Raw genomic sequence first — 18083 nt, forward strand, 5'->3', positions numbered from 1 at the left:
GATCGCCCAGCAGATGGAGAACGAGGGCGCCCTCTCCGGCGAACCCGAGATCACGGTCGGCTAGGCCCTCCCCGCCGGCCGGTCGCCCGGCGCCGGGGTGGCGCCCCGGCGCCTCGCCCGGGGACCTGCGCGCCCAGCCCGCCGCACCGGCGGGCTGCGACGCGCGGACGCGGCGCCCACCGGTCACCCGGTCCAAACCGGCCGACGCCGGGGGACGCACCGGTGGGGCGGGGGGCAGGCACGAGCCGCCGACCAGGAGTACAGTGCGGAGAATCGCTCCAAGAGGGATCGTTTCCCCAGGACTGCTCCGGCCCCTCGGGGGCCCCGCACGGTGAGGCACCATTTCGCACGTGTTGACGACGACTTCCACCCGGCCCCTCGCGCCCGACGACCTCGACGAGGCGTTGGCCGTACTGGACCGGGAGCCTGTCGCCAACGCCTTCGTCGCCGCCCGGGTCCAGGCCTCGGGGCTGGACCCGTGGCGGCTGGGCGGGGAGATGTGGGGCTGGTACGCGGGTGGTCGGCTGACCTCGCTGTGCTACGCGGGCGCGAACCTCGTGCCGGTCTGCGCCGGCCCGGAGGCGGTGGCCGCCTTCGCCGAGCGGGCCCGGCGGCAGGGGCGGCGCTGCTCGTCGCTCGTGGGGCCCGCCGAGCCCACGGCCGCCCTGTGGGCCCGGCTGGAGCCGCACTGGGGCCCGGCCCGGGAGGTGCGGCCCCGGCAGCCGCTCATGGTGACCCGGTCGCCCGCGCCCGACGTCGCGCCCGATCCGCTGGTGCGCCGGGTCCGCAAGGACGAGCTGGACGCGGTGATGCCGGCGTCCGTGGCGATGTTCACCGAGGAGGTCGGGGTCTCTCCGCTGGCCGGTGACGGGGGCCTCGTCTACCAGGCCAGGGTGGCCGAGCTCGTCGGCTCGGGCCGGGCCTTCGCCCGGTTCGAGGACGGGCAGGTCGTCTTCAAGGCCGAGATCGGTGCCGTCACCTCGCACGCGTGCCAGATCCAGGGTGTGTGGGTGCACCCGGAGCGCCGTGGCCAGGGGCTGTCCGTGACCGGCATGGCGGCGGTGCTGCGGTTCGCGCTCGCGGAGTTCGCGCCGGTGGTGAGCCTGTACGTGAACGACTTCAACGCCCCGGCGCGGGCGGCCTACCGCCGCGTCGGCTTCCGCGAGGTCGGCTCGTTCATGTCCGTCCTGTTCTGACCGCCGTACCTCCCACGCCACCCGCCTCACCGGACGCGCCCGGGCCCGCCCCGGGGGACGCGAGGTCCCCCGGGGCGGGCCCGGCCGTCGGCTGTCCGGCCGCGGGGGGCGGGTCAGAAGCTCGGAGCCGCCGACGGGGCCTTGAGGTTGCCCAGGAACGGGTGCCACAGGTGGGTCGGGTCCTCCTCGACGGCCTTGACGATCTCGCGCATCGCCGCGAGCGCCTTCGGCTCCTCGTCGTCGTACACGTCGCCCTGGAGGAGCTTGAGGACGTCGAGGCGGTAGCGGTCGTCCTGGACGAACGCCGTGAACAGGATGTTCAGGCGGTAGTAGATCGTGATGAACTCGTACCAGTTCTTCACGCCCCGCCGCAGCTTCTCCTCGTAGTCGGCGAAGCGGGCCTTGGAGAAGTCGCCGGCCTCGGCCGCCGCGATGATGTCCTTGCAGGCGATGCGGGCGCTGTTGAGCGCCACGCTGACGCCGCTGGAGAAGATCGGGTCGACGAACCGGGCGGCGTCGCCGATCAGCACGAACTTGTCGCCGGCGACCTGCTTCATGCCGTAGCTGTAGTCGCCCTCGGTCTTGAACGGCTTGACCTGGTCGGCGTTCTTCAGCACGTCCAGCAGCTCGGGACGGCTCGCGACGGTGTCCCAGAAGTACTTCTCCCGGTCGCCGTCGTACTCCTTGAACCGGGCCTTCTGGCTGACGACGCCGATCGAGGTGATGGTGTCCGTGATGGGGATCTGCCACACCCACGTGTCGGAGACCGGCAGGAAGTGGATGAAGATGTAGTCGGCCTGGTCCTTGTTGACAGCGAGCGCCTTGCGGTCCAGGTTGTCGAACCAGGTGTGGACGGCATACTGGTTGAACACCGGGTCCGGCACCTTGAACTTGAGCTGGCTGCCCAGGTGGGTGCGGCGCCCGCTCGCGTCGACGACCATCCTGACCGGGACGTGCGTCTTGCTGCGGCCGATCTTGGCCTCGATGACCGGGTGCTCCCCGTCGAAGTCGACCTTGCCGACGTGGACGCCCTGGAACACCTTGGCGCCCAGCTCCTCGGCGTGCTTGAGGAGGATCTGGTCGAACTTGGCGCGGTCCACGTGGAAGGTGTAGTCCCGGTCCACGCCGGCCTGGTCCCGCTCGCTGAACAGGACCTCGGCGGCGCGGAAGTCGTGCTCCAGGCCGCGGAAGCCGTTGTGGTCGATGGCACGGTCCTCGGCGGACGTCCACGCCGCGCCGTACTTCTTGGGGAAGCCCGCCGCCTCCACCTTGTCCATGGCGCCGATGTCGAGGAGTACCGGGGTGGTGGCCGGCACCAGCGACTCGCCGACGTGCTCGCGCGGGAAGTTGTCTGCCTCGAAGACGGCGACCTTCAGACCCGCCTTGGCGAGGTAGGAGGCAGCCGTCGATCCCGCAGGGCCGCCGCCGATGATGCCGATGTCGAACTCTGCGTCCACGACGCACTCCGATCTGCCGTTCTGCTGATGAGGACTGTGCTCAGGCTGAGCAGGGTGTGCTGGGTGTGAAGCTGAGGTACGCCGATGTACGGGGGCCGCCGCTCAGGAGGCGGGCTGCGGCGCCAGCTCGTGGACCATGTCCGTGATCGTCGTCAGTGTCTGGAAGTGCTTGCCCGTGATGTGCGTCGGCGGCACGGTCACGCCCAGGTCGTTGCGGATGAAGCTGAGCAGCAGCGAGGTGTTCATCGAGGTGAGAACGCCCCACTCCAGGAGCGGCGTGTCGGGCTTCAGTTCCGACACGCCGCTGTCGCCGAGGAACTGCTCCTGGATGTACTCGCTGATCTTGGCGTAGATCGCGTCTCGGTCGAGTGCCGTCACTGGGTGCCTCCGTACGGGCCGAGTTGGTCGCCGAGCGGGCTGCCCGGCCGTTGGGCCCACGATGGGCGGCGTTCCTGGAAGGCCGCTCGCCTCTCACTCAGGCGGCTCTGTGGAGACCGGCGCCGCGGGCTTTCCCCGTCGGCGATCAACGGGCATAGAGTGTGGCCGCATCGGGTGAGGCGGCTGTGCGGGAGGTGGGCCGGTGTCGGCTCGTCGGGGAGTGAAGAGCGCGGCGGACGGCGCTGGTGAGGCGGTGCGCGGACGCAAGCGCACCGGCCGCCGGCCCGGTGTCACCCTCAGCAGACAGGCGATTCTGCACGCCGCGCAGTCGCGGTTCGCCGAGCACGGCTACGGGGGCGCGTCCATCCGCGGTATCGCCCAGGACGCGGGTGTGGACGCGGCGCTCGTGCACCACTTCTTCCTGTCCAAGGAGGGCCTGTTCACCGCGTCGATACACGACGCGCTGCACCCGAAGGAGCTGGTGGAGGCCGTACTGGGCACCAAGGGCGTGCGGGGTACGGGGGAGCGGCTGCTGCGGGCGTTCCTCGCCCTGTGGGAGGGCGAGGAGACGTCCCGGCAGATGCTCAGCATCCTGCGGTCGGCGGTGACCCACGAGGCGGCGGCGCGGATGCTGCGTCAGTTCGTCACCGAGGAGGTGCTGGTCCCGGTCGCCGCGGCCACCGGGAGGACGCACGCGCGGGTGCGCGCCTCCCTGGCGGCCGCGCAGCTCGTCGGGCTGGCCATGACGCGCTACATCGTGGCGATAGAGCCGGTGGCCTCGATGTCGGAGGACGAGCTGGTCGCCTCCGTCGCCCCCACCCTGCAGCGGTATCTCACCGGCGCGCTGCCGGCTCCCTACGACGACTGATCTCCGGGGCCTCCGCCACCGAACCGTCGCCCTGCGGTGGGACGACCGCGGCGGTGAGCGCCGAGAGCGCGCCGGCGAGCGCCTCGGGGAACCCGGGCTCGGCGACGAAGAAGTGACCGCCCGGCAGCAGCGCGAGCTGGAACCGGTCCGTGGTCTCCCGCTCCCAGGCCAGGACGCCGCGCGCGTCGGTCAGAACATCGCGGCGGCCCGCGAACGCGGCGATCGGCAGGGCGAGTCCGGGCCCCGGGCGGCGGGTGTAGGTCTCCACGAGGCGTAGGTCGCCTCGCAGGGCCGGGAGGTACATGCGCAGCAGGGCGGGCTGCTCCAGCAGGGCGTCGGGGAGGCCGCCGAGCCGGTGCAGGGCTTGCGTGAACCGGTCGTCCGGGAGGGTGTGCAGCGGGCGGTGGGACAGCGGCTCGGCGGGGCCGTTGCGCCCGGCGACGAGCAGCGCGGCGGGCGGGGTGCCCCGGGCGGCGAGCCGCCGGGAGACCTCGTAGCCCAGCAGGGCGCCGAAGCTGTGGCCGAAGATCGCGAAGGGCGCGTCCCCGGGCCGGATACGGCTCGTCACCTCAGCCACCAGGGGGTCCAGGTCGGTGACGAGCGGCTCGCGCAGCCGCACGCCGTGCCCCGGCAGCTCCAGCGGTTCGACGCGGACGGCCGGGGCGAACGACTGCGTCCAGCGTCCGTAGGGCATGGCGCTGCCACCCGCGTGGGCCAGGCAGTACAGCACGCGCACCGGTCCGCCGGGGGCGGTGTCCGGGCGGTTCGTGGGCAGTGCGTTCGATGACGTCATGCGAACCCTCCCTCGTCGACGGCGGGGCGTGTTCGCCGCACGCCCCACGGCGTTCAGGTCCGTTCTCAAGCCGGGCGCGAGGTTCCTGAACGACCTTTGGCCGAGTACGTGGGCACCCTACCGCAAGTCATCGGATGCTGAATTCAACGGGAGAATGCATGTCCAAACCGTTCACCAGCCCCGAGCCCCGGCCCGATGACGCCAGCGCCATCGCCGTCGTCGGGGCCGGCTGCCGCTTCCCCGGAGGCGTGCGCGACCTGGACAGCCTCTGGCGCGTGCTGGCCGACGGTGTGGACGTCGTCGGCGAGGTGCCGTCCGACCGCTGGGACGATTCCTTCCACGACCCGGACCCCAAGTCACCGGGCACCACGTACTGCCGCGAGGGCGGGTTCCTCACCGACATCGACCGGTTCGACGCCGAGCACTTCGGCATCTCCCCGCGCGACGCCCGGGAGATGGACCCGCAGCAGCGGCTGCTGCTGGAGGTCAGCGCCGAGGCCCTGGAGGACGCGGGCGGGCCCCGCGAGCGCTGGTCCGGCACCCGCACCAGCGTCCACATGGGCATCCTCGGCTCCGACTACATGCTCCTGCACGCCAAGACGAACGGAGTCGCGGGCATCGGCCCCTACTTCGCCGCGGGCAAGGAGTTCAGCTTCGCCGCCGGGCGCATCGCCTACCTCTTCGGCCTGCACGGCCCCGCGATGTCCGTGAACACCGCCTGCTCCTCCTCGCTGGTGGCCGTCCACCTGGCCTGCCAGGCCCTGCGCACCGGCGAGGCCGACACCGCGCTCGCCGGCGGCGTCAACGCCATCCTGACGCCCGAACTCACCGTCTTCATGGGCAAGGTGCAGGCCCTGTCGCCCACCGGCCGCTGCAAGCCCTTCGACTCCCGGGCCGACGGCATCGTGCGCGGCGAGGGCTGCGGCGTCGTCGTCCTCAAGCGTTACGCCGACGCCCTGCGCGACGGCGACCGCATCCACGGCGTCATCCGGGGCAGCGCCGTCAACCAGGACGGCTACAGCGCCGGGCTCATGGCCCCCAACGCCGTCGCCCAGCAGAACCTCCTGCGCAGCGCGCTGGACAACGCCGGCCTCACCCCGGACGCCGTCTCCTACGTCGAGGCCCACGGCACCGGAACGCCGCTCGGCGATCCGCTGGAGATCTCCGCGCTCACCGACGTCATCAGCCGCGACCGCCCGGCCGACCGCCGCCTCGTCGTCGGCTCCCACAAGGCCAACTTCGGGCACATGGACTCCGCGGCGGGCATCGCCGGGCTCCTCAAGACGCTGCTCGTGCTGCGGCACCGCACCGTCCCCGGCCAGATCCACCACGAGACGGCCTCCCCGTTCATCGACTGGGACAGCTCCGGCATCGTCATCCCGACCGGCCCCACGCCGCTGCCGGTCGAGGACGACGCCCTGCCCGTCGCCGGGGTCAGCGCCTTCGGCCTCTCCGGCACCAACGCGCACGTCCTGCTCTCGGCCGCGCCCGCCCGGCCCGCGCCGCAGCCCGCACCCCCGCCCGGCGGCGAGCACACCCTCGTGCTCTCCGCCTCCACCGAGGCCGGGCTGCGCACCCTCGCCGGGGACTACGCCACCGCCCTGCGCCACGCCGAGGGAGCCGAACTGGACGCCGTGGCCGCGGCCGCCGCCGTCCGCCGGACCGCACTGCGGCACCGGCTCGCCGTCGTCGGCCCGGACGCCGAGGAGCTGACCGAGGCCCTCGCCGCCCACCGCGCCGGCGAGCCGCACCCGAACGCGCTTGCCGGCACCGCCCCCGACGACCCGCCGCCCGTCGTGTTCGTCTTCTCCGGGCAGGGCTCCCAGTGGGCCGGGGTCGGCACCGACCTCCACGAGACCGAACCCGTCTTCCGCGCCGCCCTGGACGAGTGTGCCGAACTCATCGGCCGACACACCGACTGGGAGCTGCTGGAGGTGCTGCGCGACCCCGACCCGGCCCGGCTGCGCGCCACCGAGGTGGCCCAGCCCGCCGTCTTCGCGGTCCAGGTCGCCCTGGCCGCCCAGCTCCGCTCCTGGGGCGTGCGCCCCGACGCCGTCATCGGACACAGCATGGGCGAGGTGGCCGCCGCCCACGTGGCCGGTGCACTCACCCTCCCGGACGCGGTGCGGCTCATCGTCCACCGCGGCCGGATCATGCAGCGGGCCACCGGCACCGGCCGCATGGTCAACGTCGAGATGAACGCCGACGAGCTGCGCGACCTGCTCATCGACCACCCCGAGGTGTGCGTCGCGACCGTCAACGGCCCGGCCTCCGCCGTCGTCGCCGGTCCGCCAGAGCCCGTCGACCGGGCGGTCGCCGCCCTGCGCGAGCTGGGCGCCACCACGACCCCGCTGCCGGTCACCTACGCCTTCCACAGCCCGCTGATGCTGCCCTACGCGGACGAACTCGCAGAAGTCCTGGCGGAGCTGGTGCCCACCGAGCCCACCGTGCCGTTCCGGTCCACCGTCACCCCCGACGAGCAGCCGGTGCTGGACGCCGCCTACTGGGCCGCGAACGTGCGCGAACCCGTCCTGCTGTGGCCCGCCGTCGACCGCGAACTGGCCGAACGCGGCCCCGGCGAGGTGGCGTTCCTGGAGATCGGCGCCCACCCGGTGCTCAGCCGCCCCCTGCGCGCGGCGCTGGCCCACCGCGGCGCCGGCGGCCTCGTGACGGGAACCCTCGCCCGCGGCAAGAACGGACCGCACGAGCTGAACCTGAGCCGGGCCCGGCTGCACGCCCACGGCGCCCCGGTCGACTGGACGGCCGTCCACCCCGGCCCCGTCCCCTCCGTCACCCTGCCGCCGCACCGCTGGGCCGATGAGCGGCACTGGCTGGAGGGCGTCGAGCGCGGCCGCCAGGGCGGCGCCGGCCCGAACGCGGCCGGACTGCGGGCCGAGGTCCGGCTCTACGACGCCGCGGGCCGGCTCATCGGCGAGGTCAACGGCGTCCCCCGACCGGCTGCCGCGCAGGCCGCCTCCGTGTCGGCCGCCCCCGCGGCCCGGCAGCCGGAGGCCGTCCCGGCCGCCTCCCCGGCGCCCGCCGCCGAGGCCGCGCCCGCCTCTCCCGCGCCGTCCGCGGCGCACCAGGACGTCCCCACCGTCGTCCAGCGCGTCGTGGCCGAGGTGCTCGGCCACGACCCCGGCAAGAAGCTGCCCCGCAACCGCGGCTTCTTCGAGCTGGGCCTGGACTCGGTCACCGTCGCCGAGCTCGCCCGCCGGCTGGGTGCCGAGCTGGGCTGCGAGCTGGACGCCGCCGACGTGCTGGAGCACGCCAGCATCGACGCCCTCACCGCCCACGTCCGGCCGCTGCTGCCGGCCCCCGCCCCGCCCGGCCCGGCCGAACCCGCCGCCGGCGCTCCCGCGCCCGCGGTGACCTCCGGCCCCGCACCGGCCGGTGCGACGGGCGGCCCCGAGCCCGTCGCCGTCGTCGGGATCGGCTGCCGCCTGCCCGGCGGCGTCAACGACCCGGGCGGCTTCTGGGACCTGCTGGACGGACGCACCGACGCCACCGGCGAGATACCGGCCGACCGCTGGGACGCCGACGCCCTGCACGGTGAGAACGCGCCCGGCACCGTCGTCACCACCCGGGGCGCCTTCCTGGACGCCGTCGACGGCTTCGACCACACCTTCTTCCGGGTCTCCCCGCGCGAGGCCCGCAGCATGGACCCGCAGCAGCGCATCCTGATGGAGGTGGCCTGGGAGGCGCTGGAGGACGCCGGTGTTCCCGCCCCCGGCCTGCGCGGCGGCCGCACCGGCGTCTTCGTCGGCCTCAACACCACCGACTACCAGCAGCTGGTGACCCGGCAGCAGAGCGACATCGACCTCTACTACGGCACCGGGAACTCCTTCAGCGGAGCCGCCGGACGACTCTCCTACTTCCTCGGCACCCGCGGCCCGAGCATCGCCGTGGACACCGCCTGTTCCTCCTCGCTCACCGCCGTGCACCTCGCCTGCCAGAGCCTGCGCGCCGGGGAGAGCGACATCGCCATCGCGGCCGGCGCCAACGTCATGTCGACGCCCACGGTGTTCCTCGCCATGTCCGCGGCCGGAGCACTCGCCCCCGACGGCCGCTGCAAGACCTTCGACGACTCCGCCGACGGCTACGGCCGCGGCGAGGGCGCCGGAGCCGTCATCCTCAAACCGCTGTCCAGGGCCCTGGCCGACGGCGACCGGGTGTACGCGGTCATCCGGGGCAGTGCCGTCAACCAGGACGGGGCCAGCGGCGGCCTGACCGTGCCCAGCGGCGAGGCCCAGCAGGAGGTCATCCGCGCCGCCCTCGACCAGGCCCGGCTCAGCCCCGGCGACATCGACTACGTCGAGGCGCACGGCACCGGCACCCGACTCGGCGACGCCATCGAGGTCCGCGCCCTGGCGGCCGCGCTCGGCGAGGGCCGGCCGGCCGACCGGCCGCTCCTCGTCGGCTCCGTGAAGACCAACGTCGGTCACCTGGAGGCCGCCGCCGGCATCACCGGGCTCATCAAGGTCGCCCTCTCGCTCGGCCACGAGCGCATCCCCGCCCACCTGCACCTCCACACGCCCACCCAGCAGCTCGCCTGGGACAGGCTGCCGGTGAGGGTGACCGACGACGACGTCGTGTGGCGTCGGGGCGGACGGGCCCGGGTGGCCGGCGTCAGCGCCTTCGGCTTCACCGGCACCAACGCCCACGTCCTGCTGGAGGAGGCCCCCGAGACGGCACGGCGGGAGCCCGCCGCCACCGCCCGGCCCTACGTGCTGGCCGCCTCCGCGACCACTCCGGCCGCCCTCGCCGAGACCGCCGCCCGGCTGCGGGCCCGGCTCGCCCGGACGACCGACGAGGAACTGGCCGACCTGTGCTGGACGTCGGGCGCCCGCCGCACCCACCACGAGCACCGGCTCGCGGTGGTCGGGCAGACCCGCACCGAGCTGATCCGGCGCCTGGGCGCCGTCGAACGCGGCGAGCAGGGCGGTGGCGTCCGCAGCGGGGCCGCGCGCCCCGACGAGGAGCGCACCCTCGCCTTCCTCCACGGCACCGCCGCACCGGAGCTGCCGTGGGCCGAGCTGCTCGCCCCCACCGCCGACACCCCGCTCGCCGCGGCGCTGCTCGGTGACCCGGAGGCCCACCGCGCCTTCCGCGCCGTCGTGGCCGAGGCCGACGGAGCCCTGCGCCGCACCCTCGGCTTCTCCGCCGCGCGGGTGTGGGAGGGCGCCGCCCCGCCGCCCGACCCCGGCACGGTCGAGGACACCGCGCTCACCTGGGCCGGCCAGCTGGCCATGGGCGCGCTGTGGGTCTCCCTCGGCGTGGCCCCGCAGGCCGTCGTGGGTGCCGGCGTCGGTGAGCTGAGCGCCGCCTGCGCGGCCGGTGAGCTGAGCGTCGACGAGGCCGCCGGGCTGCTCGCCGCCGGGCAGCCGACCCCGCCCACCGGGCGCGGCGGCACCATGACCCGCTACTCGGCGGGTTCCGGCTGGCCCGCCCTCGCCGGGGAACTGACCGCCGACGGCGTCGAGACCGTCCTCGACCTCGGCACCGGCAGCTCCTCCGCCCGGCTGCTGTCCGCCGCGCTGGAGGGCCGGGGCGGGGGAGCGGCGGTGCTGAGCACCCCGGTGCGCCGCTCCGCGGGCGGCGGCCAGTGGTCCGCACCCGACGCCACCGACCTGCTCGACCTCGTCGCGCACCTCCATGTGCTGGGCTGCGCGGTGGACTTCGACCGCGTGACCGGGGGCCGCCGCCGGGTTGTGCCGCTGCCCGGGTACGCCTGGCAACGCCGCAGCCACTGGATCGGCCCGCTCGCCCTCACTCCGGCCGCTCCGTCCTCCCCGGCGGTGTCCGCCACCTCGGCGACCTCCGCCGTCTCCGCCGCCTCCGCCGTCTCCGCCGCCGACGGGACGGGCGGGGGCCGGGCGACGGCCCTCGTGGCCGAGGTGTCCGCGCTCCCGGCCGACCGCCGCGAGGAGCGGCTGCTGGACGCGGTCGTCCAGTGGGCCTGCGATGTTCTGGGCGGCGCCGATGACGTCGCGCCCGAACAGGGCTTCTTCGACCTGGGCATGGACTCCGTCCTGTCCCAGGAGCTCAAGCGCAGGGCCGAGGCGGAGCTGGGCTTCGAACTGCCCGGCACCGTGATGTTCGAGTGCCCCAACGCGCTGTCGTTCGCCCGGTTCATCGGCACCGAACTCGACGCGATGCCGCAGCCGGGGCCCGAGCCGGAGGCGGCCGCGGAGGCGCCCGCCGAGTACGCACCGGCCGCGCCGGAGCCTTCCGACGAACAGCCATCCACCGAACGGCCTTCCGCCGGACAGCGGTCCGACGCCGAGGAGCTGGACGACCTCAGCGACGAGGCGCTCATGGCCCGCGCCCTGTCCCTGCTCGACAGCTCCGAGGCCATGCTCACCGAGGGAAGGGAGCGGCCGTGAACCGAACCCGCCGTCCCCTTCCCGCCCGCCCTCTCTTCCGTCAGCACGCGCACCGACGCAAGGAGTCCGCATGACGACGCAGGCAAGCCAACCCGCCCAGGAGGACTACCGGGCGCGTCTCGTCGACGCCCTGCGCACGATCGAACGGCTCCAGGGCCGGGTGAAGGACGCCGAACGGCAGGCGGAGCAGCGCAAGCCGCTGGACGAGCCCATCGCCGTCATCGGCCTCGGCTGCCGGCTGCCCGGCGGCGCCGACAGCCCCGAGGAGTTCTGGCAGATGCTGCGCGCGGGGACGGACACGATGTCCGAGTTCCCCGCCGACCGGGGCGACGCCGCCGCCCTCTACGACCCGGACCCGGACACCCCGGGCCACGCGTACGTCATCCGCGGCGGCTTCCTGGACGGCCGGGTGGACCGCTTCGAGCCGGAGGCGTTCGGCATCACGCCGCGCGAGGCCCACGGCATGGACCCGCAGCAGCGCATCCTGCTGGAGGTCGCCTGGCAGGCGCTGGAGCGGGCCGGTTACGCCCCGGACTCCCTCGGCGGCACGGCCACCGGCGTCTACGCGGGCCTGAGCACCACCGACTACGCGCGCATGCGGCAGTCCGAGGGCGACATCAACGACGTCGACGCCTACCAGCTCGTCGGCGAGCCCAGCTTCGCCGCGGGCCGCATCTCCTACACGCTCGGCCTCCAGGGGCCCTGCAAGGTCATCGACACCACCTGCTCCTCCTCCCTCGTCGCGCTGCACGAGGCGGCTCAGGCGCTGCGGCTGGGGGAGTGCGACCTCGCGCTCGCCGGGGGCGTCAACCTGATGCTGTCGCCGTACGGCTTCGTGATGATGAGCAAGTTCCGGGGGCTGTCCCCGGACGGCCGCTGCGCCACGTTCGACGCCGCCGCCAACGGGTACGCCCGCGGCGAGGGCGCCGTCATGGTCGTCCTCAAGCGCTACTCCGACGCTCTGCGCGACGGCGACCCCGTCGCCGCCGTCGTCCGCGGCTCGGCCGTCAACCACGACGGGCGCAGCAGCGGCCTCACCGTGCCCAACCCGGCCGCGCAGCAGCAGGTCATCCGGGCCGCGCTGGAGCAGGCGGGCATCGCCCCCGGCGACGTCGACTACGTCGAGGCGCACGGCACGGGCACCGCGCTCGGCGACCCCATCGAGCTGCGCGCCCTCGAGGCCGTCATCGGCCGCCACCGCCCGGAGGGCTCGCCGCTGCTCGTCGGCTCGGTCAAGACGAACATCGGGCACCTGGAGTCCGCGGCGGGCGTGGCCGGGCTGCTCAAGCTCGTGCTCGCCGTGCAGAACGCCGAGATCCCGCCGCACCTGCACTTCAACGAGCCCAACCCCGAGGCGGGCTGGGACAGGCTGCACATCGAGGTCACCGCCGACGGCCGGCCCTGGCCGGAGGTCGCGCGCCCCCGCATCGGCGCCGTCAGCAGCTTCGGCGCCAGCGGCACCAACGCGCACGCGGTCATCAGCTCCCCGCCCGGCCCGGCCCCCGCTCCGGCCCCGGACCCCGAGGCCGCCGACGACGGCGAGCCGGGCGTCGTCGTGCTGTCCGCGCACACCGAGGAGGCCCTCGCCGAGGTGGCCGGTGACTTCGCCCGGCACCTGCGCCGCACCCCCGGCCTGTCCGTGGCCGACGTCTCCTTCACCACCCAGGTCGGCCGTTCCCGGCAGACCAGCGCCGTGGCCGTCGCCGGGGACTCGGTGGACGCCCTCGCCGAGGCGCTCGACGCGCACGCCCGCGGTGAGCGCGACGGCCGCGTCACCGCCACCACGCTGCCCGTGCACAAGTACCGCAAGACGGCATGGCTGTTCACCGGGCAGGGGGCCCAGTACGCGGGAATGGCCCGCGAGCTGGCGGCCGAGCCCGCCTTCCGGGCCGCCTTCGACGCGTGCGTCGCGCTCTTCGACGCCCAGGGCATCGGGGACGGCCGTAGCCTGCGCTCGGTGATCTGGCCCGAGACGGACGGCGAGGGCGCCGAGGACGTCATCGACGACACCCGCTGGACCCAGCCGGCCCTGTTCACCGTCGAGTACGCGCTCGCCAAGCTGTGGGAGTCCTGGGGGGTCCGGCCCGCCGGGCTGCTCGGGCACAGCATCGGCGAGATCACCGCCGCTTGCCTGGCAGGCGTGTTCTCCCTGCCCGACGCCGTCCGCCTGGTCGCGGCGCGGGCCGCGCTGATGGCCGACCTCCCGGCCGGCGGGGCGATGGCCGCCGCCTTCTGCGACGAGGCCACCGCCCGCGCCGCCATCGCCGACCACCCGCAGACGCTGTCCCTCGCCGCCGTCAACGGGCCGGCGAGCGTCACCCTCTCCGGAGCCGAGGCCGACCTGGCCGCCGTCCGCGAGCAGTTGGCGGCGGCGGGCGTGCGCACCAAGCCGCTGACCGTCTCGCACGCCTTCCACTCGCCGCTGCTGGCCCCGATGCTCGACGCCTTCCGCGAGGTCGCCGAGTCCCTCACCTACCAGCCGCCCGCACTGCCGCTGTACTCCAACGTCACCGGCGCGCTGTGGACGGCCGACGAGCTCGGCCCCGACTACTGGGTGCGCCACGCCGCCGGGGCCGTCCGCTTCCACGACGGGCTCAGCGCCCTGCACGCGGCCGGCGTCCGCACCTTCCTGGAGGTCGGGCCCGCGCCCGTGCTGCTCGGCCTCGGCCAGGCCGCGCTCGACGACGCCGACTGCGCCTGGCTGCCGTCCCTGCTGCGTCCGGGCAAGGGCCCCGGCGACCGGCTGACGGTCCGCCAGGCCCTCGGCGCCCTGCACCTGCGCGGGGCCAGGGTCGAGTGGAAGGCGCTGCACGCGGCCCGTACGCCCCGCCGGGTGCCGCTGCCGCCGACCGTGTGGCGCGGTCGGCCGTACTGGTTCCCCGAGCGGTCCGCCGAGGCGGCCGCGCCCGGCGGCGGCCAGCCCTCCGCCGGGCACGTCGGCGTCGAGGTCCCCGGCGTCGGTATCCGGCTCCCCGGTGCCGCACCGACCTACGAGGTCAACCTCGCCGACCCCAGGTGGGAACCGCACGCCCGCACGGCCCCCGACGGCCGTCGCTACCTGCCGCTGGGCGCCGTCGCCGGAGTCACCAAGGCCGCGGCCATCGACGCCGCGGGCGGGCACTGGTCCTGCCTGGAGGACCTGACGATCAGCGACATGATCCCGATGGACGGCGACGGTCGCATCCTGCACATCGTGTTCTCACCGCAGGCCGCCGACAGCCACGTGGCCTTCGCCTGGCACAGCATCTCGCCCACCGAGGAGGCCGCGGGCGCGCCCTGGCGCTGCCACGCCCAGGGCATCCTGCGCCGCCGCGCGGCCGGCCGGCGGCACGGCCCCGGAACGATGTCCTGGCTCCAGACCGACCACTACGGCGAACCCGTGCGCTACGAGTCGTCCTCCCTGTCCGCCGCCCTGGTCGGCGCCGTGACGGGCGCCCACCGCGGGGGCGGCGGCGTGCTCGTGGCCCTGAGCCACGACAGCGACGCCGCGGACAGCCACCCCCTGGACGCCGCCGTGGCCGCCCTCTCCTGGGACGGCCGGGCCCCCGACCGCGCCGATCGCGGGGTCGGCTTCGGACTGCGGCTGTCCGACGCCTCCTGCACGAGCCCCGACCGGATCCGCTACGTGCGCGCCACCGCCCACCCGCGCCCGGGTGCGGCGGCCGGCACCGGAACGGTCGCCGGCGAGGTGGAGTTCTTCGCGGGGGACGGCTCCGTCATCGGCGGCATCCGGGAACTCCAGATCGTCGACCTCGCGGAGCAGCCCGCGCCGCCCGCCCCCTGGCGGCACCCGGACGAGCTGTTGCTGGAGACCGCCTGGGACGGCACCGGACTCCCGCCGCTCCCCGAGGACCTGAGCGGGGAGTCGGTCCTGCTGCTGCCGGACGGGCCGGGCACCGTGGCCGGGCCCCTGGCCGCCGCGCTGCGCGGGCGCGGCGCCCACTGCCTCGTCGCGGACCCGGCGGAGGCCCGCCCCGACCGCGCGGTCATCGGCGCGCTGCTGGACCGCTGGCGTGCTGAGCGGGAGGCGTGGGAGGACGAGGTCACGCCCGGCCGCGTCGTCCTGCTCACCGGCCTGGACGCACCCGATCCCGAGGACGCCGGGCCCCGCTCCCTGACCGAGTTCCGCGACCGCACCGAACTGACCGCCGTCGCCCTCGTGCAGGAGCTGCTGGAACGGCCCGAGCACGCTCGCACGCTCCTCGCCCTCGTCTCCCGCGGAACCGTCCCGGCCGGTGGCGACTCCGCCGAGTCCCCCGGCGTCACCAGCCCGTTCGCCCACACCCTGTGGGGCCTGGGCCGCGTCATCGCGCTGGAACACCCCGACCACTGGGGCGGCGCGGTGGACCTGGACCCGGACGGCGCCGCCGCGGGGACGGCGGAGGAGGCCGCCGCGCTGCTCGCCGCCCTGTGGGACGGCCGCGCCGAGGACCAGCAGGCCCTGCGCGGCAACGGTCGCCACGTCGCCCGGGTACGCCGTCGGCCGATCACCCCGGAGGAACTGCGCCGCACCCCGCCCGTCCGCTCCGACGGCACCTACCTCGTCACCGGCGCGTTCGGCGGCATCGGCCAGGCCGTCTCCCGCTGGCTGGCCGACCACGGGGCCGGGCGGCTCATCCTGCTCGGCCGCACCCCGCTGCCGCCCCGCGACAACTGGGACCTGCCCGGCCTGCGGCCCGCCGTGCGCGAACGCGTCGCCGTCGTCCGCGCGCTGGAGGAGACCGGCGTCCAGGTCGAGGTGGCCGCCGCCGACGTGTGCGACCCCGAGCAGCTGCACACCGTCCTGGACCGCCTCGTCGGTGCCGAGCAGCCGCTCGTCGGCGTCGTCCACGCGGCCGGCATCTCCGAGCCGCAGTTCCTGCGGGACATCCCCGTGGCCGATCCGGCGGACTACGACGCGGTCTGGCGGCCCAAGGTCGTCGGCGGCTGGCTGCTCCACCGCTACACCGAGCAGTTCGACCTCGACTTCTTCCTCGGCTTCTCCTCCATCGCCGCCACGTGGGGCTCCCAGCACCTGACGAGCTACTCGGCCGCCAACGCCTTCCTGGACGGGCTCGCCGAGTACCGCACGGCCCGCGGCGCCGCGGCGCTCACCGTGAGCTGGGGGCCGTGGGAGCTGCCCTCGGCCCTGTTCGGCGAGGACGTCCTGGAGTTCCTGACCTCCACCGGGCTGCGCACGCTCTCCTCCCCGCAGTGCCTCAAGCTCCTCGGGGCCCTCCTCGCCGGCGACGCGCCGCAGGCCGTCGTCTGCGCGGCCGACTGGTCCGTCTACAAGCCCGTCATGGAAGCCAGGCTGGAGCGGCCGGCGCTGCGCGAGCTGGAGGCCGCCGAGGACTTCGGCGGCGAGGAGTCCCCGCTGCTCGCGGAACTGGCCGCCGCGGCCCCCGCCGAGCGCCGGGCCCGGCTCATCGCGCTGCTGCGGGAGATCCTGGGTGAGATCGTCGCCGTCGCGCCCGAGCGCATCGACCCCGAGGCCGACGTCATGTCGCACGGGCTGGACTCGCTCATGGTCATGGACGTCGTCAAGCGCTGCAAGCAGGAGCTGCGCATCAGCCTGCGGCCCAACCAGCTCTTCGAACGCTCCACTCTGGAGGACTGGGCGGAGCTGCTGGACGGCGAGCTCACCACGGGCGACGGCGGCGAGGAGCCCGCGGAGGCCGCCGAATCGCCGATGTGCGACCCGGCCCGCATCGCCGAGGACGTCACCCTGGCCGACGACATCCGGCCCGGCGGGAAACTGCGCACCGGCTACACCGACCCCGAGCAGGTCTTCCTCACCGGTGCCACCGGGTTCGTCGGCGCCTACCTGCTGGACGAGCTGCTCGCGACCACCCGGGCCACCGTGCACTGCCTGGTGCGCTGCGCCAACGAGGCGGAGGGGCTCGCCCGCATCCGCGCCAACGTCGAGCAGTACCTGCCCTGGCGCGATGACGCCGACGTGCGCATCGCCGTCGTCCCCGGCGACCTCGGCAAGCCGCTGCTGGGTCTCGACCGGGAGCGCTTCGAGGCGCTGGGCGAGCAGCTCGACGCCATCTACCACAACGGCGCCTGGGTCAACTTCTCCTACACCTACGAGCAGTTGCGCGCCGCGAACCTGACCGGCTGCGAGGAGATCCTGCGCCTCGCCTGCCACGGGCCGCTGACCCCGGTCAGCCACGTGTCCACCTACGGCATCTGGGGACTGCCGGCCGACGGGCGCACCGTCATCGGCGAGGACGACGACATCAGCGGTGCGGGCAAGCTGGTCACCGGCTACGTCCAGACGAAGTGGGCCGCCGAGCGGCTGATGGAGCTGGCCCGGGAGCGCGGCATCCCGGTGGACGTCCACCGGCCCGGCCGCGTGCTGGGCGACTCGCGCAGCGGCGCCTGTCTGACCACCCACTTCACCACCCGGGTCATCAAGGGCTGCCTCCAGCTCGGCCAGGCGCCCGAACTCGACCTGGAAGTGGAGATGACGCCGGTCGACTACGTGGCCGGCGCGCTCGTGCGGATCTCCCGGGAGCCGCACGCCTTCGGGCGCACCTACCACCTCGTCAACCGCGCCAAGCTCGGCTTCGGCGCCCTGCTGGACGCCATGGCCGGCTACGGCTGGAAGTTCGACGTGGTCCCGGTGGAGTCCTGGTGGCAGTCCCTCCAGGACGCCTACGCGGTGGACGAGAACGAGCTGCACCCGGTGATGGGCGTGGTCGAGGAGTTCGTCGTCGGCGGTGAGGAGGCCATCGACTACCGGGCCGCCAACACCGACGGTGCCCTGGAGAAGACGTCCATCAGCTGTCCCGTCCTGGACGCCGAGCTGCTGCGCACCTACTTCGACTGGATGGTCCGCACGGGCTACCTCCCCAGCCCTGCCGACTGAGCGGCAGGACGGACCGGCCGGCCCGGGGAACCAAGCGGAACGACGGATTCGAGTCAGGCTCGGCTCGGACTCCAGCGGATCGCCAGAGGATGCCCGCGAGCACCCGCGTGAGCCGGCCCGCGCGACGTGGCGGCCCGGCACCGATGAAC

At 74.6% G+C, this 18083-nt stretch carries 8 protein-coding genes; 4 read left to right on the forward strand and 4 right to left on the reverse strand.

Annotation, left to right across the window (positions count from 1 at the left end; genetic code table 11):
* Positions 1-187 (reverse strand): hypothetical protein (locus HPT28_RS22105; protein ID WP_219092942.1); only part of this gene is annotated, 187 nt, incomplete at its 3' end.
* Positions 188-350: 163 nt separating this feature from the next.
* Here HPT28_RS22105 and HPT28_RS22110 point away from each other — a divergent pair.
* Positions 351-1196: a GNAT family N-acetyltransferase gene (locus HPT28_RS22110; protein ID WP_219092943.1), complete on the forward strand. Its 846-nt coding sequence runs from the start codon at positions 351-353 to the stop codon at positions 1194-1196.
* A gap of 113 nt (positions 1197-1309) precedes the next feature.
* On the opposite strand, the gene HPT28_RS22115 is transcribed toward HPT28_RS22110, so the two are convergent.
* Both HPT28_RS22115 and HPT28_RS22120 read right to left on the reverse strand, forming a co-directional pair.
* Positions 1310-2653 carry an NAD(P)/FAD-dependent oxidoreductase gene (locus tag HPT28_RS22115; protein WP_219092944.1) on the reverse strand — a complete coding sequence of 448 codons (1344 nt, stop codon included), beginning with the start codon at positions 2651-2653 and terminating at the stop codon, positions 1310-1312.
* A 102-nt stretch (positions 2654-2755) separates the two neighbouring features.
* Positions 2756-3031, reverse strand: coding sequence for a phosphopantetheine-binding protein (locus HPT28_RS22120; protein ID WP_219092945.1), 276 nt, complete (start codon positions 3029-3031; stop codon positions 2756-2758).
* A 202-nt stretch (positions 3032-3233) separates the two neighbouring features.
* Here HPT28_RS22120 and HPT28_RS22125 point away from each other — a divergent pair, with 202 nt between their 5' ends.
* A complete protein-coding gene (locus HPT28_RS22125) occupies positions 3234-3899 on the forward strand; it encodes a TetR family transcriptional regulator (RefSeq protein WP_219092946.1) in 666 nt (221 codons plus the stop codon).
* Here the strand turns inward: HPT28_RS22125 and HPT28_RS22130 are convergent.
* Positions 3865-4692, reverse strand: a complete 828-nt coding sequence (locus HPT28_RS22130; protein WP_219092947.1) for a thioesterase II family protein — start codon at positions 4690-4692, stop codon at positions 3865-3867. The two genes, HPT28_RS22125 and HPT28_RS22130, sit on opposite strands and share 35 nt — an antisense overlap.
* 158 nt (positions 4693-4850) lie before the next feature.
* Between HPT28_RS22130 and HPT28_RS22135 the strand changes: the two genes are divergently transcribed.
* Positions 4851-11078 carry a type I polyketide synthase gene (locus tag HPT28_RS22135; protein WP_257579194.1) on the forward strand — a complete coding sequence of 2076 codons (6228 nt, stop codon included), beginning with the start codon at positions 4851-4853 and terminating at the stop codon, positions 11076-11078.
* A gap of 70 nt (positions 11079-11148) precedes the next feature.
* The gene (locus HPT28_RS22140; RefSeq protein ID WP_219092949.1) at positions 11149-17934 is read left to right on the forward strand and encodes a type I polyketide synthase; all 6786 of its coding nucleotides are present in this window, start codon (positions 11149-11151) and stop codon (positions 17932-17934) included.
* Positions 17935-18083: the final 149 nt, after the last annotated feature.

The organism is Streptomyces sp. JJ38 (assembly GCF_019303475.1).
Classification (GTDB): Bacteria; Actinomycetota; Actinomycetes; order Streptomycetales; family Streptomycetaceae; genus Streptomyces.